16 protein-coding genes are annotated in these 23,760 nt (G+C 69.0%); 6 read left to right on the forward strand and 10 right to left on the reverse strand.

Going from position 1 to position 23,760, the window contains the following annotated elements:
- Positions 1-90: 90 nt before the first annotated feature.
- On the forward strand, positions 91-1,344 hold the full coding sequence (locus tag GVY39_RS05930; RefSeq protein ID WP_159922086.1) for a pyridoxal phosphate-dependent aminotransferase: 1,254 nt from the start codon (positions 91-93) through the stop codon (positions 1,342-1,344).
- Positions 1,345-1,738: 394 nt separating this feature from the next.
- Positions 1,739-3,016: a YibE/F family protein gene (locus tag GVY39_RS05935; protein ID WP_159922084.1), complete on the forward strand. Its 1,278-nt coding sequence runs from the start codon at positions 1,739-1,741 to the stop codon at positions 3,014-3,016.
- 42 nt (positions 3,017-3,058) lie between these two features.
- Here GVY39_RS05935 and GVY39_RS05940 read toward each other — a convergent pair whose 3' ends face one another.
- Complete coding sequence (locus GVY39_RS05940) at positions 3,059-4,366, reverse strand: Hsp70 family protein (RefSeq protein ID WP_223519356.1); 1,308 nt, start codon at positions 4,364-4,366, stop codon at positions 3,059-3,061.
- A 151-nt stretch (positions 4,367-4,517) separates the two neighbouring features.
- Complete coding sequence (locus GVY39_RS05945; RefSeq protein WP_159922082.1) at positions 4,518-5,840, reverse strand: UDP-glucose/GDP-mannose dehydrogenase family protein; 1,323 nt, start codon at positions 5,838-5,840, stop codon at positions 4,518-4,520.
- Positions 5,841-5,984: 144 nt separating this feature from the next.
- Here GVY39_RS05945 and GVY39_RS05950 point away from each other — a divergent pair, with 144 nt between their 5' ends.
- The 3 genes from GVY39_RS05950 (at position 5,985) to GVY39_RS05960 (ending at position 9,064) form a co-directional block, all read left to right on the forward strand.
- Complete coding sequence (locus tag GVY39_RS05950) at positions 5,985-6,521, forward strand: YdcF family protein (protein WP_236565337.1); 537 nt, start codon at positions 5,985-5,987, stop codon at positions 6,519-6,521.
- A 165-nt stretch (positions 6,522-6,686) separates the two neighbouring features.
- Positions 6,687-7,916 carry an acyl-CoA dehydrogenase family protein gene (locus GVY39_RS05955; RefSeq protein WP_159922078.1) on the forward strand — a complete coding sequence of 410 codons (1,230 nt, stop codon included), beginning with the start codon at positions 6,687-6,689 and terminating at the stop codon, positions 7,914-7,916.
- Positions 7,916-9,064 (forward strand): acyl-CoA dehydrogenase family protein, encoded by a 1,149-nt coding sequence (locus GVY39_RS05960; protein WP_159922076.1) that lies wholly within the window; start codon positions 7,916-7,918, stop codon positions 9,062-9,064. The genes GVY39_RS05955 and GVY39_RS05960 overlap by 1 nt, the downstream gene beginning before the upstream one ends.
- Positions 9,065-9,157: 93 nt before the next feature.
- On the opposite strand, the gene GVY39_RS05965 is transcribed toward GVY39_RS05960, so the two are convergent.
- Positions 9,158-9,487: a PIN domain-containing protein gene (locus tag GVY39_RS05965; RefSeq protein WP_201295176.1), complete on the reverse strand. Its 330-nt coding sequence runs from the start codon at positions 9,485-9,487 to the stop codon at positions 9,158-9,160.
- 85 nt (positions 9,488-9,572) lie between these two features.
- A complete protein-coding gene (locus GVY39_RS05970; protein WP_159922074.1) occupies positions 9,573-12,722 on the reverse strand; it encodes a (Fe-S)-binding protein in 3,150 nt (1,049 codons plus the stop codon).
- Positions 12,723-13,182: 460 nt separating this feature from the next.
- Between GVY39_RS05970 and GVY39_RS05975 the strand changes: the two genes are divergently transcribed.
- Positions 13,183-13,887, forward strand: a complete 705-nt coding sequence (locus GVY39_RS05975) for a hypothetical protein (RefSeq protein ID WP_159922072.1) — start codon at positions 13,183-13,185, stop codon at positions 13,885-13,887.
- A gap of 70 nt (positions 13,888-13,957) precedes the next feature.
- Here GVY39_RS05975 and GVY39_RS05980 read toward each other — a convergent pair whose 3' ends face one another.
- From GVY39_RS05980 to GVY39_RS06005, 6 genes are all read right to left on the reverse strand, one after another.
- Positions 13,958-14,845, reverse strand: coding sequence for an NRDE family protein (locus tag GVY39_RS05980; protein ID WP_159922070.1), 888 nt, complete (start codon positions 14,843-14,845; stop codon positions 13,958-13,960).
- Positions 14,846-14,983: 138 nt separating this feature from the next.
- Positions 14,984-16,309 carry a S1 family peptidase gene (locus GVY39_RS05985; RefSeq protein ID WP_159922068.1) on the reverse strand — a complete coding sequence of 442 codons (1,326 nt, stop codon included), beginning with the start codon at positions 16,307-16,309 and terminating at the stop codon, positions 14,984-14,986.
- A 112-nt stretch (positions 16,310-16,421) separates the two neighbouring features.
- A complete protein-coding gene (locus GVY39_RS05990) occupies positions 16,422-17,780 on the reverse strand; it encodes a S1 family peptidase (protein ID WP_159922066.1) in 1,359 nt (452 codons plus the stop codon).
- Between the two features lie 161 nt (positions 17,781-17,941).
- Positions 17,942-19,066 (reverse strand): hypothetical protein, encoded by a 1,125-nt coding sequence (locus tag GVY39_RS05995; protein WP_159922064.1) that lies wholly within the window; start codon positions 19,064-19,066, stop codon positions 17,942-17,944.
- Between the two features lie 49 nt (positions 19,067-19,115).
- Positions 19,116-21,710 (reverse strand): LuxR C-terminal-related transcriptional regulator, encoded by a 2,595-nt coding sequence (locus GVY39_RS06000; RefSeq protein WP_159922062.1) that lies wholly within the window; start codon positions 21,708-21,710, stop codon positions 19,116-19,118.
- On the reverse strand, positions 21,703-23,487 hold the full coding sequence (locus GVY39_RS06005) for an Hsp70 family protein (protein ID WP_159922060.1): 1,785 nt from the start codon (positions 23,485-23,487) through the stop codon (positions 21,703-21,705). The genes GVY39_RS06000 and GVY39_RS06005 overlap by 8 nt, the downstream gene beginning before the upstream one ends.
- Positions 23,488-23,760: the final 273 nt, after the last annotated feature.

A 23,760-nucleotide genomic window follows, 5' to 3' on the forward strand; every position in this document is an offset into this window, starting at 1 on the left:
CATCCGGTGACGCGGGAGACGCCGTCGTGGCCGCGGACGCCCGGGGCGGGGCTCGGACAGGCGGTTTATCCAGTTGCGACGGATGGCACCATGGGACGGGTGAGTCCTCATCATCCGCACCGTCCCCCGCGTGTTCTGGAGCAGTCCACGAAGCTGCAGAACGTCGTCTACGAGATCCGTGGACCGGTACACGCGCAGGCGGCACGGTTGGAGGCCGAGGGGCACCGCATCCTCAAGCTCAACATCGGCAACCCCGCCCCGTTCGGGTTCGAGGCGCCGGACGTGATCATGCGCGACATCATCGCGGCGCTCCCGTACGCCCAGGGCTACTCCGAATCCAAGGGCATCCTGTCGGCGCGGCGCGCGATCGTAACCCGCTACGAACTCGTGCCCGGCTTCCCGGAGCTCGACGTGGACGACGTCTACCTCGGCAACGGCGTCTCCGAGCTGATCACCATCACCATGCAGGCCCTGCTGGACAACGGCGACGAGGTGCTGATCCCGGCGCCGGACTACCCGCTGTGGACCGCCATGACCAGCCTGGCGGGCGGCACCCCGGTGCATTATCTCTGTGACGAGGCCAACGGCTGGCAACCCGACATCGCGGACATCGAAGCCAAGATCACCGACAAGACCAAGGCCCTGCTGGTGATCAACCCGAACAATCCCACCGGCGCGGTGTACTCCGCCGAGGTGCTCCAGCAACTCGCCGACGTGGCGCGTAAGCATCAACTGTTGCTGCTCGCCGACGAGATCTACGACAAGATCCTCTACGACGACGCCAAGCACATCTCGCTGGCGGGCGTGGCGCCGGATCTGCTGTGCCTGACCTTCAACGGGCTGTCCAAGGCCTATCGGGTGGCGGGCTACCGGTCGGGCTGGCTGGCGATCACCGGGCCGAAGGACCACGCGGCCGGCTTCCTGGAGGGCATCGACCTGCTCGCCTCGTCGCGATTGTGCCCGAATGTGCCCGCGCAGCACGCGATCCAAGTCGCGCTCGGCGGCCACCAGAGCATCGAGGATCTGATCCTGCCCGGCGGCAGGCTGCTCGAACAGCGCGATGTCGCGTGGGAGCGGTTGAACATGATCCCTGGTGTCTCGTGTGTGAAGCCGAAGGGCGCGCTGTACGCGTTCCCGAAGCTGGATCCGAACGTGTACGAGATCTACGACGACTCCAAGCTGATCCTGGATCTGCTGTTGCAGGAGAAGATCCTGATGGTGCAGGGCACCGGCTTCAACTGGCCGCACCACGACCATCTCCGGATCGTCACCCTGCCCTGGGCCCGGGATCTCGCGGTCGCGATCGAACGGTTCGGCAACTTCCTCGCCAGCTATCGCCAATAGTGGGAAGGAGGTCGGGCGACAATATAATCGCCCCGCTTCCGGCCCGGAAACAAACCTGATGTACGGATACCTGTCGGATTTGGCGACTAACTAGCGCAAAAGAAGTATTTTTGTGTACAGTGGTCCTCGGCACTTAAGGTGCCTGGCCGGATTGCCTACCCCCCTGGGCACATCCGGCCTTGGGTTAGGCCGCCTACCCCCCTGGGCCGCCTGCCCTGCGGGCGGCGGAGACATCCCCCTGCTCTCCGCCGCCCCCTCCAAATCCCGTTTCCTTACCGCGATCGGATCGCTCCGAGTGTGTATCCGCTGTGTTCGGTAGCAGCCGCGACGGTCTTGAAAATGAAATCCTTTAGGCTCGCTGCGGGCAGAAACACATCTGACAGGTAGGAGCGCGGTGAGCGACCACCACCATCACCACGATCACTCGGGTCCGATCGCGATCGGCGCGACCGCGGCGCGGGTGGTCATCGGGCTACTCACCGTGATCGGCGTCGCCGTGCTCATCGGCGCGATCGCGCTGTGGCCGAGCAAACAGCATGTCGATATCCCGCTGCCGATGCAGAACGCGGGTGGCGGCGCGGTGCAGACCGAGGCGGGCACGGTGGTCATGCAGGATATCGGCCCGTGCGGCAGTCCGTCACTGGGCAAGGTGTTCATCGACAAGCCCGAACCGCCGCGCAGCAATGCCTACAACTGTCAGCGCAGTGTGATCGCGATCGAGTCCGGCCCGCACAAGGGCAACCGCACGCTGTTGGAAATCGCACCGGGCCCAGGACAACCCGACCTGCGCGCGGGCGACGAGCTCCGGCTGGTCCGCCAGACCGATCCGACCGGGACGCCGCTGTACTCGTTCGAGGACTACTCACGGGGGCTGCCGCTCACGCTGATCGCCCTGGCGTTCGTGGTGGTGATCATCGTGGTGGCGCGCTGGCGCGGCGTCCGCGCGCTGCTGGGTCTGGTGTTCGCCTTCGCGGTCCTGGTGATGTTCATGCTGCCCGCCTTGCTCGACGGCAAACCCGCGATCCCGGTCGCGCTGGTCGCGGGCTCGTTGATCCTCTACGCCGTGCTGTATCTGGCGCACGGGCTGAACCTGCGCACCAGTTCGGCGCTGCTGGGCACGCTCACCTCGATGCTGCTGGCCGCCGTGTTGTCCTGGCTCACGATCGAGATGACCAATCTGACGGGGCTTTCCGAGGAACAGAACACCAACGTCGCGACCTACATCGAGCACGTCAGCATCACCGGACTGTTGCTGGCCGGGTTCATCATCGGCTCGCTGGGCGTGCTCAACGACGTGACGATCACCCAGGCGTCGGCCGCGTTCGAGCTGGCCGCCCTCGACGAATCGGCATCGCGGCGAGAGATCTTCGCCGCCGCCATGCGCGTGGGGCGCGACCACATCGCCAGCACCGTCTACACGCTGGTGCTCGCCTACGCCGGTGGGGCGCTGCCGCTGTTGCTGCTGTTCAGCGTGGCGGGGCGGTCCATCCGTGACGTGCTCGCCGGTGACGCGGTGGCCATCGAGATCGCGCGTTCCTCGGTCGGCGGCATCGCGCTGGCGCTCTCGGTGCCGTTGACCACCGGCATCGCGGTCCTGCTGGCTCGCCCGTTCAAGGCCAAGGAATCGAGCCCGCCGCCGCGCCCGCGCCGGGCCAAGCACGCCAGGGTTTGAGCCCGAATCCCGGTGAGCTGAGACGCCGCCGGTGAACCCGGCTCAGCGTGGCGGCGGTGGGGGAAAGGGGAAAACCTCCGGCGGGATCGTGGGAACCACGATCGGCGGAAGGCCGGGCACCACAATAGTGTTCGGGCCGGGTGTCGGCGGCGCCTCGCTGGTGGTCTGCCGCCGGTTCGGCGGTGGCGCGGCGACCGATTCGTGCGCGGGCGCCTCGGTTGTACCCGGCGCGACCGCGATCTGCGGATCGAGGCTGGTCGTACGCGGTGCGGTGGTCGGTGACAACGACGGCGAGCTCTCGCTGGTGTGCGAATCCCGTTCCAGCACCTGCGGTCCGTAGCCGAGGCCGAGCCCGATCGCGGCGACCACGGCCAGCGCGCTGACGGTCAACACGGCCCCGCTGATCTCGCGCTTGCCGCGCTGGGCAGGCGCCGACAACCAGGCGGGTGACAAGTCGTCGTCCAGCACGGCGCTCGCGGCCGGGCTCTCCTTGCGGACCGGTCTGGCCAAGAGGGCGGCGCCGCGCGCCATGACGGTCTCGGGGCTGTCCGGCACGATGACGGGAACGCCCATCCACCGTTCGAGGACCTTGGCCACCAACGGGATTCGAGCGCAGCCACCGATGGCCAGCACGCCGTGCACCGGGCGGTCCGAGCGCACGATCACGTCGCGCGCCATCCGCGCCGACGACTCGATCGCCAGCATGATCAGCGATTCGAAGTTCTCCTGCGCCAGCAGGACCAAACCCTGCTCGCTGGGCAGCGCCACCGCGGTGTTGGTGGTCAACTGCTCCTTGGCCTCCCGGCACAGCGCGTCCAGAGCGGCCAGGCCCGCGGCGTTCGGGGGGTGTGCGATGCGCCCCGACGCGATCTGCTGCTCGCGGATCAGAGAGTCGAGATAGTCACCGCTGATGTCGCTGGTGCGCTCGCTATGACGCACCTCACGAGTCTGGGTGTCGACCACGCTCACCGTCAGTCCCGAGCTGCCCAGGTCATAGACGACCAGCGAGGAGATGCCGCGGATATCGCCGGTGGCCTGCGCGAACTCGAGTGCCGCCGCGATCTCCGGGACGAGTTCGTAATTGGTCAGCTGCTGGCGGGCCATGGCCGCGCGAATGGCGCGGGCGTGCTGCTCACTGCGGTAGGCGATCGCGGTGGCGCCGATGCCCGGCGTGGCTTCGAGGGTGACTCCGATGGCTTCGGCCGCCAGCTCTTCCACGCTCTGGTCGACGACCGGAATGGTCTGCAGATCGAAGGAATGCGGGGAGACATGCCCGTGGGGGTTGCCGGCGTGTGGCCGGGCCATACGGACAGCGCCGGCCCCCACCGAAACTCCCAGTACCGAACTCATCAGCTGCCCATCTCGTTCCACACTTCACGACATGCGAGCCTGCGCCGTCCGTCGGCGGAGGCCCGCTGGACGGACCCTACCGCCGGCGATCAGCTGTGCTTAAGGCAGGACTGGTCACCTGTCCGGCAGTAGCCCGCCTCGCTCCGCAACTCTACGGCGTGCCGAGTCCCGCGTACACCCATCCGGCTGCTCTCCAGGTGGCACGATTGAGACAGTTCCGGCCGTCGATGATCGAGCGGGCGCGCACCACTCGGTCCAGGTCCTGCGGTCGCAGCGCGGTGAATTCGTCCCACTCGGTGAGGACGAGCACCACGTCGGCGCGTTCACATGCCTCGGCCACCGAGGTCGCGTAGTTCAGGGTGGGGAACACCCGGCGCGAATTCTCCAGCGCTTTGGGGTCGTACACGGTCACCACGGCGCCGTGCAGCTGGATCATGCCCGCCACGTTCAACGCGGGCGAGTCGCGGACGTCGTCGGACTCCGGCTTGAACGCCGCGCCGAGCACCGCGACGTTCGCGCCGAGCAGCGAACCACCGCAGGCGCGTGCGGCCATGTCCACCACCTTGGTCCGGCGGCGCATATTGATGTTGTCCACCTCGCGCAGGAAGGCGACGGCGTGGTCGGCGCCGAGTTCGCCGGAGCGGGCCATGAACGCGCGGATGTCCTTGGGTAGACATCCCCCGCCGAAACCGAGGCCCGCGTTGAGGAATCGGCGGCCGATGCGCGCGTCGTAGCCGAGGGCGTCGGCCAGCATGGTCACGTCCGCGCCGGTCGCCTCGCACACCTCCGACACGGCGTTGATGAACGAAATCTTCGTCGCCAGAAAAGCGTTGGCGGAGACCTTCACCAATTCCGCTGTGGCGAGGTCGGTCAGCAGGAATGGAATCTCGGCGGCGATGAGATCCGCGTAGATCTCGCGCACCAGATCTTCGACCCACCCGGCGGCGGCGCGCGTACGGTCGACACCGAGGACCAGCCGGTCCGGCCGCAAGGTGTCCTTGACCGCCCAGCCTTCCCGGAGGAACTCCGGATTCCACGCCACCTCGACGTCGGTGGGACTCAGTGCGCGAGCCCGGGTCCCGAGCGCAGCCGCCGTGCCGACCGGTACCGTCGACTTGCCGATGATCACCGAGGGGCGCTCCAGCAGCGGCGCGAGCGTATCCACCACCGCGTGCACGTATTTCAGGTCGGCGGCGTACTCGCCCTTCTTCTGCGGGGTGCCCACGCCGAGGAAATGCACCTCCGCGTGGGCGGCCGCCTCGGCATAGGAGGTGGTGAACCGCAGCCGGCCCGCGTCGAGGTTGCGGCGCAGCACAGCCTCCAAGCCGGGTTCGTAGAACGGCACCACCCCGTCGGACAGCTTCGCGACCTTGCCCGGGTCCACGTCCACCCCGATGACGTCGTGCCCGAGTTCGGCCATGCACGCAGCGTGCGTGGCCCCGAGATACCCGGTTCCGAAGACTGTGCATCGCATGATCGATTGGTAAGCCCCTCCGGTGGCCACGCCACGTCACCGAGGCAAGGGTCCGGGCAACAGCAGATGTACATGCGGCGACGTCGCGCGGTGCAACGCCCTGACCTGGATGAATCGGTTCCCGCGCCCGCTAGCATCGGCGGGGTGCGACGTCATCGGTGGGCCTGGATCCTCCTCGGCGCCGGTCTGGCGGTCGCCATCGCCGCGGGCGCGCTGTGGCCGGTCTACGTACGTCCGCGCACCGACCCGCCCGCGCGAGCGGACGCCGTTCTCGTCCTGGGCGGAGCGCACGACGGACGCGAGCAACTCGGGCTACGCCTGGCGCGCGACGGGTACGCGCCACGCGTGGTGTTCTCCGATCCCTATGAGAACAGCGCCATGCTGAACCGCATCTGTCACGGCGGCTACAGCTTCGAGGTCCTGTGCTTCGACCCCTCGCCGCGCACCACTCGCGGCGAGGGCCGCGAACTCGCCCGCCTCGCCCGCGCCCACAACTGGCGGCGAGTAATCGTCGTCACCTTCACGCCCCACATCTCCCGAGCGCGCTACATCTTGCGAAAGTGCTGGGACGGAGAACTCCTTTTCGTCGACACCGACCCCGACCTCTCCCTCCCACGCTGGGCTTACGACTACCTCTACCAATCCGTGGGTTTCACCAAAGCCTTCTTCGAGGACTGCTAGAAGCGGTGGATCCGGCACGCGAGCCGCCCGCGCGGCAAGTAATGCCCAAAATTTGCGGGCGGGTGCCTTCAGTTTGACTCGATGAGAGAAACAATCGTACATTTTGTCGCATGGTGACGGGATGGTCGCCAGTGAAGCAACGGTGCGCACCCTCCGGGAGGGCAGATGGATTACGACTGGTCAGCGGAGGATCTGGCGTTTCGGGACGAGGTACGCGAGTTCCTCGACGCGAAACTGACGCCGGAATTGCGCCGCGCCGGGCGCTTGGCGACGAGCGTGTATCCCGACCACGAGGCGAGCATGGAATGGCAGCACATCCTGCACGAGCGCGGCTGGGCGGCGCCGGCCTGGCCGGTGGAACACGGCGGATGCGACTGGAGTCTGACCCAGCACTACATCTTCCAGCGGGAATCGGCGCTGGCGGGCGCGCCGGCGCTGTCTCCGATGGGCATCAAGATGGTGGCCCCCGCGATCATCGCGTTCGGCACCGCCGAGCAGAAGGCTTTCTATCTGCCGCGCATCCTCACCGGCGAGGTCTTCTTCTGCCAGGGGTACTCCGAGCCGGAGGCCGGATCGGATCTGGCCGCGCTGACCATGGCCGCCGTCGACGACGGCGAGGATTTCGTGTGCACCGGCAGCAAGATCTGGACCACCCACGCCACCGAGGCGAACTGGATCTTCTGCTTGGTGCGCACCTCGCGCACGGGTAAGAAGCAGCAGGGCATCACGTTCCTGCTGATCGATATGACCTCACCGGGCATCGAGGTCCGGCCGCTGGTGATGACCTCGGGCGAACAGGTGCAGAACCAGGTCTTCTTCGACAACGTGCGAGTGCCGAAGACCAATGTGCTCGGCCGGATCGACGACGGCTGGACCGTCGCGAAATACCTGCTGGTGCACGAGCGCGGCGGCACGGCGGCCCCGTGGCTGCAGGTCATGGCCCAGGACATCGCCGCCAACGCGGCACAGCAGCCCGGCCCGGACGGCAACCCGCTCATCGATGACCGCGCGTTCGCCGCGAAGCTGGCGGATCTGCGGATCCGCACCGAAGTGCTCGAAGTCCTGGAGTACCGCACCATTTCCGCGATGGCGCAGGGCAAGAACCCGGGCCCCGCGTCCTCCATGCTCAAGATCCTCGGCACCGAACTCAGCCAGAAGCTCACCGAGCTGGCGCTGGAAGCCGCGGGACCGCGCGGTCGCGTCTACCAACCGCACGCCACCGAGCCCGGCGGGCCGATCGCCCAGTTCACGCCGCCGGCCGACGGTTACCACAGCGGCGCGGACTGGCAAGCTGTCGCGCCGCTGCGGTACTTCAACGACCGAGCGGGCTCGATCTACGCGGGCAGCAACGAGATTCAGCGAAACATCCTCGCCAAAGCAGCATTGGGGCTCTGATGGACTTCACGCTTACCGACGAGCAGGAACTGCTCCGCTCCGCGGTCGCCGGATACCTCGGCGCCCGCTATGACCTGGAGAAGAGCCGCGCAGCCGCGAAATCGGCGGAGGGCTGGCAGCCTGCGGTCTGGCGCGGCTTCGCCGACGAGCTGGGGATTCTCGGGGCGACGCTTCCCGAGCGGGTGGACGGCACCGGTGGCGGCCCCGTCGAGCTCATGGTGATCGCCGAGGAACTCGGCCGCGCGCTGGTGGTCGAGCCGTTCGTCGACACGGTCGTGATCGGCGCCGGACTGCTCGAGCGTGGCGGCGGCGAACAGGCCGACGCCGTGCTGCGCCGGATCGTGTCCGGTGACGCGCGCATCGCGTTCGCCGCGCTGGAACCGACCTCCGGACACGCGCTGCACGATGTGTCGACCACTGCCCGCCGCGACGACGACGGCTGGGTGCTCGACGGCGCGAAGACCGTGGTGACCGGCGCGCCGCTGGCCACTCACCTGCTGATCACCGCGCGCACATCCGGCGAGCGGCGCGACAAGGCGGGGATCTCGTTGTTCCGGGTGGAGTTCGACGCGGTCGCGCCCCCTGCCGGTGTCGAAGTGCACAGCTACCGCACCATCGACGACCGGGCCGCCGCCGATCTCGTGTTCACCGGCCTGCGTCTGCCCGCCGACGCCCTGCTGGGCGCGGAGTCGGACGCCTGGACCGTCATCGAGCCGACCATCGCGGAGGCGACCGCGGCGGTCTGCGCCGAGGCCGTCGGCTGTATGCGGAAAGTGCTCGCCGACACCATCGAATACGCCGAGCAGCGTCAGCAGTTCGGTCAGCCGATCGGCAGTTTCCAGGTACTGCAACACCGCATGGTCGACATGTACATCGAACTCGAACAGGCCGTCGCGGCGGTCCACCTGGCCGTCCACTCGCTGCGCGCGCCCGCCGAGGACCGTGCGCGCGCCGTCTCCGCGGCGAAGGTCACGGTCGCGCGCGCGGCGCGGTTCATCGGGCAGAACGCCGTGCAACTGCACGGGGCGATGGGCATGACCGAAGAGCTGGCCATCGGCCACTACTTCAAACGGCTCACCGTTGTCGAGCACGAATTCGGCTCCACCGACGAGCATCTCGCGCGCTACGCCGCGCTGACACGGCCGTAATCCGGTTCTCGGGCCGGGGCCACACCTCCCCGGCCCCACTGGCTCGTGCTCAGCCGTCCTTACCGCTGCGGTGGTATCGGACGAGCTGCCGAATCAGCTTGTCCCGAGTCGCCGATGCGGCTGACCGGTGATCTCCGCAATGGTCTGGTAATCGCTGTCCACATGCAGAACGGTTGCCCCGTGGACTTCAGCGGTCGCTGAAAGGATGAGATCGGGAATCGGTAAACGATGTGCGCCTCGGGCGGCGAGAAGACCCTGGACCTCCAAGGCCCGGTCCATCGCTTCTTCCGTTACCGGGAGCCAGACCAAAGCCTTTTGACCGGCGATCTTGGCGATGTAGTCGGCATGGGATCGCGCCGAGTAGCCGATCTCGAGCGCGGTGAGATGATATCCCGCCACAAGAGCGCCAGGTGCGCTGGTCACTTCAGCGACTTCGAAACTACCGGATACAACTCGGCCGGGTCCATCGCTGGACCCGGCCGATGTCGGTGTTCAGTTGTTTCTGGGCTCAGCTCTTACGGCCCGGCGCCTTCGCGCCGGACTTGAAGCCCAAGCCGCCCGGTTTGGCGGCGGGCGGTACGACCTGGTGCGCGCCGTTGCCGCCAGTGCCATTGGATTGCTCCGGCTCGGCAGCGGCTTCGGGCTGCGCGGCAGGAGTTTCCGCGGCGGCGGGCTCGTCCGCCGAGGCCGGTTCGGCAGTGACCGGAGCGGCTTTGCCAGGGGCCTTGGGGCCGGGACGCTTGAAGCCGGACTTCATGGCCAGACCCTTGGCGGGCACCGTCGGCTTGGTCTCGGTCGGCTCGGCGTCGGCCGGTTCCGCAGCCGCCTGGGTGGCGGGTGCTGCTTCGGCCGCAGCCGCGGACGTTTCCGCTGCCGGAGCCTTAGCGCCGGGAGCCTTGGCCGCGCCCTTCATGGCGAGACCACCACCGGGCGCCTTGGCGCCGCCCTTCATGCCCAGACCCTTGACCGGCTTCGCCGCCGGAGCTTCGGGTGCCGAAGCCTCGGGCGCTGACTCGGCGGCGGGGGCCGCGGCGGCCTTGGCGCCGGGCGCTTTCGCGCCGCCCTTCATCCCCAGACCACCGGGAGCCTTCGCCGGACCCTTCATGGCCAGACCCTTGACCGGAGCGGCAGGCGCCGCCGTGGCCTCGGTCTCCGCCGTTTCCGCGGCCGGGGCCTTGGCGCCGGGAGCCTTCGCGGCGCCCTTCATGCCGAGACCGCCGCCACCGGGAGCTTTCGCGGGGCCCTTCATGGCCAGACCGCCGCCACCGGGAGCTTTCGCCGGGCCCTTCATGGCCAGACCGCCACCGGTCGGCGCGGCCTTGGCCGGGGCGGGAGCCTCGGCGGCCGGGGCGGGTTCGGGCTCCGGCTCGGGTTCCGCCTCGGGCGCCTTCGGCTCCTGGATGACGGTCAGGTTCTCGGTGAGCACCGTCGGCTCGACCCGCTCGATGGCATCCAGCATCAACTGCGCGACGTCCACCACTTCGACGCCTTCGCCCTCACCCTTCTCCTGGCGCGCGGTGACGCCGTCGGTGAGCATCACGCGGCAGAACGGGCAGCCGGTCGCGATCTTCCCAGGGGCGGAGCCCGCGGAGCGACCAGAAGGCGCGGCGAGGGTGCTCAATCCCTCCTCCACCCGGTCGATGTTGACCCGCTTGCCGAGTTGCTCTTCCATCCACATCCGCGCGCCGCCGGCGCCACAGCACATGGACCGTTCGCCGTGCCGGGGCATCTCGACCAGGTTCGAGCCGGACGCGGCCATCAGCTCGCGCGGCGCGTTGTAGATCTTGTTGTGCCTGCCCAGGTAGCACGGGTCGTGGTAGGTGACATTCTGGGAGACCGAGGCCACCGGGATCAGCTGCTTCTGCCGCACCAGGCGGTTGAGCAGTTGGGTGTGGTGCACGACCTCGTAGGTGCCGCCGACCTGTGGGTACTCGTTGTTCAGCGCGTTGAAGCAGTGCGCGCAGGTGACGACGATCTTCTTCTTGCGATCCTCGACGCCCTCGAACACCGAGTTCAGCAGCTCGATGTTCTGCTGCGCGAGCTGCTGGAACAGGAATTCGTTGCCCGCGCGGCGTGCGGAGTCACCGGTGCAGGTCTCCTCCGCGCCGAGCACCATGAACTTCACGCCCGCGGTGGCCAGCAGCTCGGCGACCGCCTTGGTGGTCTTCTTGGCGCGGTCCTCGTAGGCGCCCGCGCAGCCCACCCAGAACAGGTACTCGTAACCGTCGAAGCTGTCGGCGTCCTGGCCGAAGACCGGGATCTGGAAATCGAGCTCGTTGATCCAGTTGAGCCGGTCCTTGGCGTTCTGACCCCACGGATTGCCCTTGTTCTCCAGGTTCTTGAACAGGCCGGCGAGCTCGGACGGGAACTCCGATTCGATCAGCACCTGGTAGCGGCGCATGTCGATGATGTGGTCGACGTGCTCGATGTCCACCGGGCACTGCTCGACGCACGCGCCACAGGTGGTGCAGCTCCACAGCACCTCGGGGTCGATGACGCCGCCCACTTCGGGGCCGCCGACCAGCGGGCGCTCCGCTTCGGCCTTGGCGGCCTCGGAGATCTTGGCCAGCTGGGCCTCGTTCGGCTTGCCCTCGGCGTCGACGAGGCCGACCTCGTCGCCGCCCATGTCCTTGCGGCCACCGGCCAGCAGGTACGGGGCCTTGGCGTAACCATGGTCACGCAGCGACATGATCAGCAGCTTCGGCGAGAGCGGCTTACCGGTGTTCCACGCGGGGCACTGCGACTGGCAGCGACCGCACTCGGTGCAGGTGGTGAAGTCCAGCCAGCCCTTCCAGGAGAAGTCCTCGATCCGGCCAGCCCCGAAGGTGTCGGTGTCCGGGTCCGCGGTCTCCATGTCGACCGGCTTGCCCTTCGACATCATCGGCTTGGCCGGGCCCAGCGCGACGCCGCCGTCCTCATCCCGCTTGAAGTAGATGTTCGGGAACGCCGAGAAGCGGTGCCAGGCCACGCCCCAGGTCACGTTGCGGCCGACCAGGTAGAGGAACGCCATGCCGGACATCAGCTTCACGAATGCGAACAGCGCCACCATCGTGGTGTTGGCGGGCAGCAGCTTGGCGACCTGCATGGTGAAGAAGTCGGTCGCCGGGTTCGCGTGACCGTAGGCGGCGATCTTGCCCGCCTTCACGAAGACCATGCCGAGGCCCTCGAGTAGCACGATCGCCTCGATGACGTAGGCAGGGGCGAACTTGGAACCGCTGAAGCGCGACAGCCGCTCCGGAAGCCGGGGATGGTTGAGCTGACGCAGGATGATCAGCGTGAGGATGCCGACCACGGTGCCGATGCCGAGGATCTCGTCCCACAGGTGGTAGATCGCGGTGTTGCCGATGATGGGCCAGTGGAACGCCGGGTCGAACGTCTGCCCGTACGCCTCGAACCACAGCATGGCGCCGCCCAGGAAGCCGATCATCACCAGCCAATGCGCCCAGCCCACGGTGCGGAATTTGTTCATGCGCGTATGCGCGAGGAACTCCACGATCATCTGCTTGAAGCGCGGGAAGAAGGGCCGCCAGCGGTCCGGGGCCGGCTGTCCGATCATGATGGCGCGAACGATATTGCGGACGCCGCCGAAGAACGACGCCCAACACAGGAGGCTGAGCGCCGCCCCAATCGTGCCCAGCGTCACTGTCAGGGCATTCATGTCGCGACCTTTCTTTAGAGGCACCTCGAGTGCGGCAGTTTCCGCTACCGCCTCGGTTGGCTCGTATCTTAACCGGAGGTAAGTTACCCGCCAGTAACAACAGTGTCCATCGTACGATCGGCTTTTGGGCTATAGCCCCATATGCTGGGGCTTGACCGCTTATTTACCTGTGATCAATATCACAGTAAAATTCACCGATCTCGCGGACAGAGGGTCGGTCACCACCGTAAACGGGGAACCATTCCGTCCAGTCGGTAAGGATTGGCTTAGTCCCCAGGGCTGATAAGGCATCTCGCTTAATGCGCGGCGTTCTATTAGGCTCACGTCGTTCTGTTGCTTGCGACTCGTCTGCACACTGCTCGGGGAGGATCCGGAGCCGACCACCCGGATTTGCTGGATAGAGCTCTCGCGTGCTGGAGACCCGCGGCGACGATCGACCTGATGATGGATTGGAAACTGAATGAACTTCCGCAGAACCACCGCGGCGGCCGCGATGGTCATCGGTGCGATGACCATCGGATTGGGGACCGCCCATGCCGAGCCGGACGCTGCGCCGGATCCCATCCGGTACTCGGTCAAGCTGGTGGAGAAGACCGTCGTTACGACGCTCAAGGGGGGAACGTTCGAACTGGCGAAGTCCTCCGAGGACGTCAAGGAAGACGACGTCTACAAGATCAAGGACTCGCAGGGCAACGACGTCCTGGCCCTGCCGATCGCCTTCACGGTCGCCGGGACCGTCGTCCCGGTGAAGCCGGTCGTGAAGGAAGACGCCACGGTCCTCGAACTCACGCCTGACCAGAGTGTCGAGGTCCCCAGGGACAAGCTGGCCAACGCGGTCAACGTCGTCGCTCAGCCGATCGCCTCGCCGATCGAGAACCAGCGCGCGCAGAACGAGTTCGCCAGCCAGTTCGGCATCGCGACCGCCGTCGGCGGCTTCGTCGGCACCGCCATCGGCGTCATCGGCGGCGCCGTGATCGGCTGCATCCTCGGCCTGCCGTTCCTCGGTGTCGGCTGCATCCCCGCCGCGATCGCGGGCGCGGGTATCGGCGGCATCCTCGGCACGGTGGCCGTCGGTGGCCCCATGCTGGCTGTCGCGGGCATCGACCTGATCAACACGCTGCAGGCGCCCGAAGGCACCACCAAGTGGGCGGACAAGCCGAACTAAATATTCGGCCGAACGCTGCACGTTCGATCCCCGGCGGCCCGCTCTCCTCGGAGGGCGGGCCGCCGGTCGTTTATCCGGTCAAATCGAGCAAGCCGCGGACGACGACCTCGCCCAGTTCTTCACCCAATCGGCCGAACGAGCGCTCGACCATCTCGAACGTCCCGTCCTCGCGGACGACCAGCACCGTGCTGGCTCTGGTGCCGTGCACGGTGTGCGCGACGAACCTGGCCGAGAGCGCACGCTCCATCTCGTAGGGGACGCCGGTGCGCGGCAACCGGTCGTCCGGAGCTTCCGTGCGGTCGGCCAGCACCTCGAAGTAGCGATCCACCGCACCGGGCTCGGTCCCCACGATCTCGCGCAGCTCGGTCACGCCCGCCCGCACTTTGGGCCAGATGGGCTGTGGCGCGGTCAGATTCGCTTCGCCCAGGGTCGGACCCGCGGACGTGACGAACGTGCCGTTGGAGAGCCCGTGGAAGCCCGGAGTCAGCTCGCGTGGTTCGGTCGCACTGCGATTGGAGTGCCACCACAGTGTGCGCAGGTCGGAGACCAACAGGTTGTAGCCGTTGTAGTCGTCCGGCGCGGCGGCGACGTCGAGCACGTACTTCTCCGGCCCGGGGAACTCGCCCGCTCGACCGCGGTCGGCGGCGCCGCGCAGGAAGTCCAGCAGCAGCGCGCCCCGGGAACGGGCATCGACGCGTTGATCGGCGGGATCACGCACATTCGTGACAGCCGCGAAGCGGTTGTTGCCGTGCGGCTGGGTGCTCAGCCCCAGCCAAGTGCCGGGAGGTTCGCCCTCGGTGCGGCCGGTGGCCCCGGTATCGCGTCCGGCGAGCAGGCCGGGCGCCTCCGGCCACCAGCGCATGGATTCGGTCGGCCGGGTATAGAACTCTTCCCGGTTGGCGGCCACGATCAACCGGTAGTCAGGGTGGGCGCGCCAGCCGATCAACACCAAACACATGCCGACCAGAATGCCGGACCGGCGCCGCACTCCATGCGGTCTTTCCCGCACGCGGGGCCGCGTAAGGGCAGTGGAAAGACCCCGGGACGGCGAAAGGCCGACAGCGCAACGGCTGCCGGCCTCTTCGCGTCACTGCTGTCAGTTGGTGCGCACGCGCAGCCCCGGGTTGTCGGAGAGCACCACGTGCACCGGCTGCGCGAACAGCTGCGGCACGTTACCGGTGAGGGCTCCGATCAGGTTCGGGATCTCGCAGATCGGGTAGTCCGCCACCGACGACGCGCTGGAGATGCCGAGCGCCAGGCGGCCGGTCACGATCGGGCCGCCGCTGTCGCCGGGCAGCGCGCAGATGTTGGCCGAGAAGCTCTGGGTGAGTTCCCGGTCGCCGACCTGCACGGTCTGGTCGACCGCGTTGACCACGCCGCAGCTGAAGCCGGTGCGTGCGCCGGACTTGCACACCGGAGCGCCGACGACCGGCGTCGCCACGCCCTCGACGGCGATCGGAGCCGCGCCGGGCGCGCGCACGCCGTTGTTGGCGAAGCGGTCCTTGGCCTGGTCGTTGATCCGCACGATCGAGTAGTCCTGCTCGCCGAGCACCGACTTCTGGAAGACGCCGAGCTGCGGGCCGAGGCGCTCGCCGCTCATCTCGTAGACGCCCGCGGCGTTGCCGTTGCCCGCGGACGCGATGTCCGGGTTGCAGTGGCCCGCGGTGATGTTCACCGTGTTGCCGTTGCGGTCGGTGCCGTTGAAGCCGAGCGAGCAGCGCAGCGAGCTGCGTCCGGCGACCGAGGCGTAGCCGTCGCCACCCGCGAGGGCGCCGCGCGCCTCACCGGCGATCTCACCGGCCTGCAGGGTGCCCTGTTCGCCTGCCACCGGCGGGGCCATCACGATGACGCGCGCCGGGTCGATGAAGTTCGGCATCGGCAGGCCCGCCTGGTCGACGCGCACCGCGATCGCGTTGTTCACGGTGTCCACCACCGCGCCGCGCACCAGCGACTGCACCGCCTCGGGCTGGCCTTCCAGCCAGCGCTCGAACGCGCTCTTCTCGCCGCGCAGCGCCGCTTCGCTCTTGGCGACGTTGCGAACCTCGAAACCGGCCGATTCGGCCGCCTTCTTGGCCTCGTCGGCGCCGGGGCCCTGGGCCAGCGCCACGACCGCCTTGCCCGCGTCGTCGAGCCAGGAGCCGCCGAACACGGCCGGGTACTGCCGCTGGGCGGTGGTGGCGAACGCGGCCACCTGCTGCGCGAGCTCCGCGCGGTGCAGGTACTCGTCGGGCGAGATCTTCAGATCACGGGTCACCGCGGCGACCAGCTCGGCGGGCAGGCCGGGAGCCTGATCGGGCTCAGCCGTCGCTACTGCCGCCGTGGGCCCGAACAGCAGGATCGCCGCCGAGGCGGCGATCACTGTTTTTCGGATTCCGGTCTGTCGCGCGGCTGATCGAAGAGGACCTATACGTGGCAGGAGCATGAGCAGACTATATGGGGTTCGCAGCGGTATGCCTACTCATCTTGTGGTTCCCGATTCCCGCATAGCCCGGCGACCGGCGATATGCCGATCGACACAGGACGCGTGCGTGCGCTCAGCCGACGTTCGACCGGGTGCGCACGGTGATACCGCTGCCGATTCCGCCACCGGAGGAGGCGTCCACATCGGCCAGGATCGCACGGATCGGAATGCCCAGCGAAGCGGTGCCGCCGTACTGCGCGAGCGCGATGTTGGCCTCGTTGCAGTTCGGCGCGTCCGCCGCGTTGGAACCGCTGGTGATGCCGAGCGCCAGCGTGCCGGACACGATCGCGCCGCCGCTGTCGCCGCCGAGCGTGCAGGCCGAGCTGGCGAACCCGCGAACGGTCTTGCTCTCGCCCTCCGCGGTGAACAGCTGGGTCTCCACCCGGTCGGCCACGACGAAGCCACAGGTGAACGTGGACGACTGGCCGGACTTGCAGACCGGGGCGCCGGTGATCGGGTCGGCGGTGCCGGTGATCGCCAGCGTGGTGCCGTTGGCGCCGCGCACCGAGGGCTGGTCCATGCCGGCCCGCACCGCGCGCTCGTTCAGCTTGATCACCGAGTAGTCCAGCGCGGAGTGCCCACCCAGCGAGGCATGCACGAAGGTGCCCAGTTCGGGGCTGGCCGGGATGTCCCGGACGTTGGGCAGGTAGACGGCCGCTTCCTGGTTGGCCTTGCCCAGATTCGGATCGCAATGTCCCGCACTGATGTTCAGCGCGTTGCCGGACGCGTCGATGCTGTTGAACCCGAACGAGCACACGTCGACCGCGCGCAGCGACGAGTCCGCGAGCGGACCGGGGGCGCTGATGTAGGTGTCACCGCCCATGGGCCTGCGCTCGACCGGGCCGCCGCTGCCCGGCGACAGGATGACTTTGATGTTCGCCAGCAAGGTCGGCAGGTTGAGCATGTGACCCGCGGGGGTGTTGGCGACGCTGAGGACCAGTTGACTGTTCAGGAAGTCGATGGCCACGGAGTTGATCGCCTGCGAGATCTCCCGCGGCAGACCGGTGACCCACTGGTTGAGCTGCACCAGCGAGCCTTCCAGGCTGTCCGCGGAGACCGGGGCCAGTCGGGTCTGGTAGCCGTCGTCCGCGGCGATCTTGGCGGCGTCCAGCGAGGTGACCGCCACGACGGGCTTGCCGTCGGGGCCGATCCAAGCGCCCGCGTAGGAATCCGGTCGCTCGGAACGGAACTCGCGCGCGTAGTCCCGCAGCTGCTGGGCGCGCGCGGCGCGGTCCAGGTACTCCGTCGGGGTCATCTTCAGGTCGCGCGCGATGGCCTGCACCAGTTCCGGGGGCAGGTTGTCCGCGGCGAGCTGGGCGGGAGCGTCGGGAACCGCCGATGCGGTCGTCGTGCCGAACAAGGGAGCCAGGAGAACGGTCGAGGCGATGGCGACAGCTTTGACCGCGGCGCGACGCGCCACCAACTTGCGCATGAAGTCCCTTCGTCGGCACGCACGTGCCAGCTAAATCCGTGGCCATGGGCAGAATCCGTTGGCGCACAGTCTTCGTCCAGCAACCGACCTGTGCCGGAAGCCATCCGACAACACGGTCAGCGCATCACTCTAGGCCACAAACCAGGAAAGGACGCTACTAATCACCGACTACCCGGTGTTCCCATACCGGGGATGGTCGGTAACTGCGGTAGCGGCAGGAACGGGTAGGGGGCAGTCGTCGTGCTCCGGGTCGTCGAGGGACGGGTGGTTCTCGGTGGCGTCGTCGGCGGCTCGGTGGTCGACGGAGGCGGAGGCGGAGGCGTCGTGGTCGTCTCCGGCGTCGTGGTCTCGGTGATCTCCACCGGCGGTTCGGACGGCTCGGTGGTGATGGGCTCGGTGGAGGACACGACCGGCGGAGGCGGGACGGGACTCGCCGACGTCTGCTCCGATTTCGCGTCGGGCAGGGGCGGCACCGGTGTCTCCCCGCCGTCGCGGAACAGCGCGGCCACCACGATGCCGCCGAGCACCAAGCCGATGACGGCGGCGCAGGCGACCAGCAAGGGCGTACGCCGCGGGTTCTTCGCGACAACTTTCGCGGGAACCTCTGTCGCCGTGGGCTTCTCGGCCGGCTCCGGGTCGGCGGTCGCGACCGGCTCGGCGATCGGGAAGGCCGCCGAGTACGCCTGCGGCTGTGGCTCGGCGGCGGGCACCGCCGGGATGACGATGGTGTCCACCGTCGAGTTCTCGGCGGTGGACGGGTCCGGTGGAGTGGCGCCCGCGGGTGTGGCCAGCACGGCGGCCAGCGCCGCGCGGGCCGCGTCGTAGGCGAACGAGCCGTCGGGCGCCGTGCTCCCGGCGCTCGGCAGTTCGCCCTCGCTGACCAGCAGCACCGACCGCAGGCCGAGGTAGTCCAGCGCGTCCCGCAAGGAACGCACGTGCTCGGCGGGCCAGTCCGCCGGATGCGTCGCGTAGAACTCGGCCGGGCCGCTGAGATGTTCGGCGGCCAGATTGATCAGGCAGAACAAGGCGGTCGCGACGAGGTCTTCGGCGCGGTAGGCCTCGCCGTCGTCGACCGGGATACCGGACGGGTCACCGACGGCGGGCACGAAGCCGGTGATCGAATGGGAGTGCCCGGCGGGCGCGGGACCGCCCAGTTCGGCGTCACCGTCCTCGGACATGTGCAGGATCGACTCCCGGACGATGTACCGCGGTTGCTCGTCACCATCGGTGACGATGACCGCCGTGCACTCGTCCTCGGCGACGCGCAGGCCAACCCCAGTGGCCATCCTCCACCTACCTCGCTTCGGCGTTCCCGCTGACGGAACCGCACCCGAGTCACACCAGAAGCGAGCCGTGTCCCATGGCGCGGAGCATCGACAATAACTCCGAACGGGAACGGGCGCCGACCCGGCGTCGGATGCGCGCGACGTGGTGCTCGACCGTCTTAGCGGAAATGTACAAGCGCGCACCGATCTCGCGATAGGTGAGCCCGAGCAGAACCAGCTCGGCCACTTCGCGTTCCCGTTCGCTGAGGATCGCGGCCTGCGGCGGCGTGGGCGGCGGCGCCGGGGTGTCGCCGTCGGTTGCGGCCGGTGCGGCGGGCCGGGTCTGCGGTTCCTGCGGACGAGCGTCGGCGCGGACCGTGCGAGCCAGTTTGAGCAGCGCGGTGGCCGTCGCGGAGTCGGGCGCGGCCAGCGCCGCCTCGCTGGCCAGCCGCGCACCGTCCCAGGTCATGCCGATCTCGGTGAGCGCGGCGACCGCCGCGTGGACCGGCGCGGTCGCGACCTGGCCGCGCAGCACGAGCACCCAGGTGCGGCCCGCGTCGGCGAGCACGGCGGCGTGCCGGTCACCCGCCTCGGCCGCGGCTTTCAGCGCTCGCGCGTGCGGCAGCAGGTCGTCGGGGCTTTCGTGCGCGATCGCGGCCTGCACGCCGTACCAATGGAAGGCGTTGGACCAGGCGGGCGGTTCGTTCAAGCGGCGCAGCAGCGTGAGGGCGGCCTCCACCAGAGGCTCGATCCGACGTTCGTCACGCATCCGGATGGCGGCCAGCCACAGTTCGCCGATCGGCAGCAGTGCCAGCAGGTCGGCCTGCACGTCGTCGAAGAGCGGATACGCCGCCTGCCACGCGCGGGCCAGCGAGGCGTGATCGCCGCTGCGCCGGGCGAGGCCGACGGCGACGCCGTGAGCCAGCAGCCGGTCGCGGACGTCGAGTCGGTCGTAATCCAGGGCGGCCACGGTGGCGGCGGCGGCGCGCTCGTCGCCACCGAGCATCGCCGTCCAGGCCGCGAGCACGTCGAGCTGGTGGCAGCGCAGCCCGCTCGCGGTGGCCCGCCGCAACGCGTCCTGGGCGCGGCGCGGCTCGCCGGTGCCGAGCGAGAGCAGCGCGGCGATGGAGGCCGCCGTGCAGGGCAGGAAGCGGTCCACGCCCGCGTCCGCGTTCGCCGCCTGCACCAGCGCCGACACGGCGGACGCGGTGCTGTTGCCCGGCGCGATGGAGTCCGCCAGCGCGGTCGCGATCAGCCGCGCGTGCGCGTGCGCCTCGGTGGGGGGCCACTGCGTCGCCGAGGAGGCCATCTCCTCGGCGCCGGCCACGTCTCCGGCCAAGCGCAGCACCGTAGCGCCGATCGCCCAATCGGGGCCTACCCGATCCGCACCGAGCCAGGTGTACAACTGGGCCGCGCGACCCACCAGGCCACGTCGGGTCAGCACCGCCGCGCAGATGCGCACCGCCGTCGCGAGTTCCGTACCGGAACTGCCCGAACGAGCCAGCATCGGCTCGGCCAGACGCATCGCCGTGTCACCGTCACCGGTCCGTGCGGCCGCCTCGGCCCAGCGCAGCGCGATCAGATCGAGTTCCGCCCCCGCGGCCGCCGCGGCGGCGTAGTAGCGAACCGCCTCGCGGCCGGTCCGCTCCGCGGCGTCGACGAGGAAATCGGCCAGGCGCGGATCACGGACGCCGGACTCGGCCAGTTGCAGCGCGGTGCGGTCACGCAGCAGGCCCGCCTCCAGCCGGGCGCCGAGCAACCGGCGCTCGACCGCGACGAACCTGCGGTCGCCGAGCAGCGTGCGCAGTGGGGCGACGGCGGGTTCGATCAGCAGATCCGCATCGGTCACCAGGGCGCTGGCCCTGGCTCGGTCGATGAGATCTTGCGCAACGGCCGGTTCCACGCCGAGCACCTCGGTCAGCTCGCTGGAATCCAGGCCCGTGCCCGTGGTGGCGACCACCAGGGTCTCCAACAGGTCGGGCTCGAGGTTGTCCAGCAAACCGCGCGCCCACGCGGCGACGGCCGTGTCGACGGCGGCGATGCCCGCGTCCAGACGCGCCGAGCAGGCGGCGGTGAGCGCCGCCACGACGCCACCGCGGATACCCGCGGTCTGCACGTGGATGTGCTGAGCGACTTGGCGCGGCACCATCATGCCCAGTTCCCTGGCGAACGGCGCCATGTCCGCGACGCCGAGCGGGCGCAGGTCCACGACGCGACCGCGCCGGGCGACCGCGTCGGCGAGCAGCCGCAGCCGCGGGTCGTGCGGGCGCGGCTGGGCGGCGATCACCATCGTGCGGCGCCCGGCTTCCACGGCGGCGCGGAGATATTCGAGATCGAGCCCGCCCAGCGTGTGCGCGTTGTCGATGATCAGGGCCGGGCGGGCGGTGTCGGTCGTCACCCCTGCCGTAGCGCCCGCGACCGAGGCCGGCGTGCGGGTCAGTGGGTGCGAGCCGTTGTGCGCGTGCGCGTGCTGGACGGCGGCGGTGTCGTCCTGCAGCGGGACGCCCCGGGCGCGCAGACGCGCCCGGATCTCCGCGAGAAGCGTCGACTTGCCGGTTTGCGAGCGGCCGCGGATCAGGTAGACCACCGGTTGGTCATCGGCGGATTCCAGGTCGCGGAAGATGTCCCGTGCGGACGGGAGGGTGTCGAATGCGGTGTCAGCCACCGGAGCCTCCCAGGATCTCTCCGGGAGCGCGCAGCACCGTGCCGAGAGTGTCGCCGAGCACGCCGGTCGGCAGGTTCGGCGCGGTGGGCGGCATAGGCCGCGGCTGCTGCTGGGTGGGCGGCGGCGGGTTGGTCGGGGCCGGGGCGGGCGCGGGAGCGGGAGAAGGCTGGGGTTGGGGCTGCGGCGCGGGTTGCGGAGCCGGGGAGTCCGCGGGTGCCGGGTCGGGCCGGCCGGGCGTCTGCTCGCTGTTCACCACGGCCACGGTGGTGCCCTGAGCCGGGGACGAAGGCGAACCGGCCTGTGTCGCCTCGGTTCGCGCTCGGCCGGTCGATGTCGTGGAGTCCGTGGCGGCGACACCGGAAGGTGCGGACGGATCGCCCGTCTGCGCTCCCGTGGTCGCGGCGACCTGCGCGGCGCCGGTGGTCGACTGCTCGGTGGTGGCGGGATGGCTCGGGCCGGACTGGATGCCGGTGCCGATGGCGAGCGTGCCGGTGGCCAGCAGGCCGATGGCGGCCGCCGCGCCCGCCACCACCGCGAGGCGTCGCCTGCTGGTGAGCGCCCGTGGGCGTGCGGGGCGTTCCTCGGGCAATGCCGGGAGTCCCGACGAGGGGGACGAGGGGAGCGCTCTGGGCTGGGGCACGGTCTCGTCTTCGGCGCCCGGATCCACCATCGGCAGCTGGTCGGTTTCGGCGGCGAGCAGATCGGCGGCCAGCAGCGCGGCGCCGCGTGCTGTGGTGTGCTCCGGGTCGGGAGCCGCCACGACGGGCAATCCGAACTCGGAGGAGATCAGTTCCGCGACCAGCGGGATGGCGCCGCCGCCTCCGGTGAGCAGGACGCGGCCGACGTCGCCGATATCGAGCCCGGCCCGATGCACCGCGTCTCTGATGAGGTCGATCGAACTCGACAACGGCCCGCGCAGCAGGTCTTCCAGTTCACCGCGTACCAGCCGTACGGTGCTGCCATGCGGATCGGCGGGGTCCACCCGAACCGGGACAACCGTCGCGGTATTTATGGAAAGCTCTTCTTTCGCTTTTCTGCAGCGCTCGCGCAAAGCCGCTAATTCACGTTCGACCAGCGGATCGAACGGATCGAAATCCGCGGCGAGCACGGCGTTTGCCAGAACATAGCGCATGGTCAGCAGATCGAATTCCGCACCGGCGACGTCGGTGGTGCGCAGCGGCGTGCCCAGCAGACTGGCATGCTCACCGGTGCGTACCACGGAGACGGTCGAGCCGGTCGCGCCGAGGTCGAAGACGATCACCGCGCCGTCGTCGGTCCTGCCGTGTGCGGCGTCGAGCCAGCGGATCGCGGCGGTCGGTTCCGGCACCAGGGTGACCTCGCCGAGCGCGGCCCGCTCGAGCGCCTCGCGCTGGATCTCGACGGTGTGCCGCGACCACCACGCCGGGTGGCAGGCGACAATCGCCGCCGCGGCGTTCGTTCCCGTCTCGGCGGCGATCTCGTCGACCAGGCATCCGATCGCGGTGGCGACCAGGTCGGGAGCGGAATACGAGGAGCCGTCCTCGGCGAGGATGCCGACCGGATCGCCGACCCTGGCGAGGAAGCCCTCCAGCAGGACATCGCTGGAATGGCGGCCGGTGGGGCGCGCGCCCGCGCCGAGCGTGGGTGCCATGTCCTGCGACAGCCGCAACACGCTCGGATGCGAGCGTAGATAGCCGCCGCCGGACGGGCCGATGCCCTCGTCGCCATCTTCCGTTGCCGCCACGGCGACCGAATTCGACGCCCCGACAGTGATGCCGAGCGCCAGGCGCTGTGTCATTCGAGAACCCCGTTCGAAGAGCTGTCTGGTCCGGTGTCGCTGCAGTGTGTGCGAGATGGTGCGCTTGGCCTGGTAGTTGCCGACGCAACCGTTCTGTCGGTTGCTGGCCATCAGCCGTTACCCCGTTAGGGGAACCATTAGGGAAATTCCCCTAATTTCGCTCACACCCCTATCGGGTGCCCCCGCTCAGTCGTAGGGGTTCGCCCCGTTTCGGCGTAACGCCCTGCGCTCCTAGCGTGATTTGCATTCCAACGACTGCGGATCATCTAGGTC

Source organism: Nocardia sp. CY15 (assembly GCF_009829295.1).
Lineage (GTDB): Bacteria > Actinomycetota > Actinomycetes > Mycobacteriales > Mycobacteriaceae > Nocardia > Nocardia sputi.

What these genes read in the sequence shown, in the direction of transcription:
- GVY39_RS05990 (WP_159922066.1), bottom strand. Translation starts at nt 17,780, where the DNA reads ATGCGCAAGTTGGTGGCGCGTCGCGCCGCGGTCAAAGCTGTCGCCATC.
- GVY39_RS05930 (WP_159922086.1), top strand. Translation starts at nt 91, where the DNA reads ATGGGACGGGTGAGTCCTCATCATCCGCACCGTCCCCCGCGTGTTCTG.
- GVY39_RS05955 (WP_159922078.1), top strand. Translation starts at nt 6,687, where the DNA reads ATGGATTACGACTGGTCAGCGGAGGATCTGGCGTTTCGGGACGAGGTA.
- GVY39_RS05970 (WP_159922074.1), bottom strand. Translation starts at nt 12,722, where the DNA reads ATGAATGCCCTGACAGTGACGCTGGGCACGATTGGGGCGGCGCTCAGC.
- GVY39_RS05940 (WP_223519356.1), bottom strand. Translation starts at nt 4,366, where the DNA reads ATGAGTTCGGTACTGGGAGTTTCGGTGGGGGCCGGCGCTGTCCGTATG.
- GVY39_RS06005 (WP_159922060.1), bottom strand. Translation starts at nt 23,487, where the DNA reads ATGACACAGCGCCTGGCGCTCGGCATCACTGTCGGGGCGTCGAATTCG.
- GVY39_RS05960 (WP_159922076.1), top strand. Translation starts at nt 7,916, where the DNA reads ATGGACTTCACGCTTACCGACGAGCAGGAACTGCTCCGCTCCGCGGTC.
- GVY39_RS05975 (WP_159922072.1), top strand. Translation starts at nt 13,183, where the DNA reads ATGAACTTCCGCAGAACCACCGCGGCGGCCGCGATGGTCATCGGTGCG.
- GVY39_RS05945 (WP_159922082.1), bottom strand. Translation starts at nt 5,840, where the DNA reads ATGCGATGCACAGTCTTCGGAACCGGGTATCTCGGGGCCACGCACGCT.
- GVY39_RS05995 (WP_159922064.1), bottom strand. Translation starts at nt 19,066, where the DNA reads ATGGCCACTGGGGTTGGCCTGCGCGTCGCCGAGGACGAGTGCACGGCG.
- GVY39_RS05985 (WP_159922068.1), bottom strand. Translation starts at nt 16,309, where the DNA reads ATGCTCCTGCCACGTATAGGTCCTCTTCGATCAGCCGCGCGACAGACC.
- GVY39_RS05980 (WP_159922070.1), bottom strand. Translation starts at nt 14,845, where the DNA reads ATGTGTTTGGTGTTGATCGGCTGGCGCGCCCACCCTGACTACCGGTTG.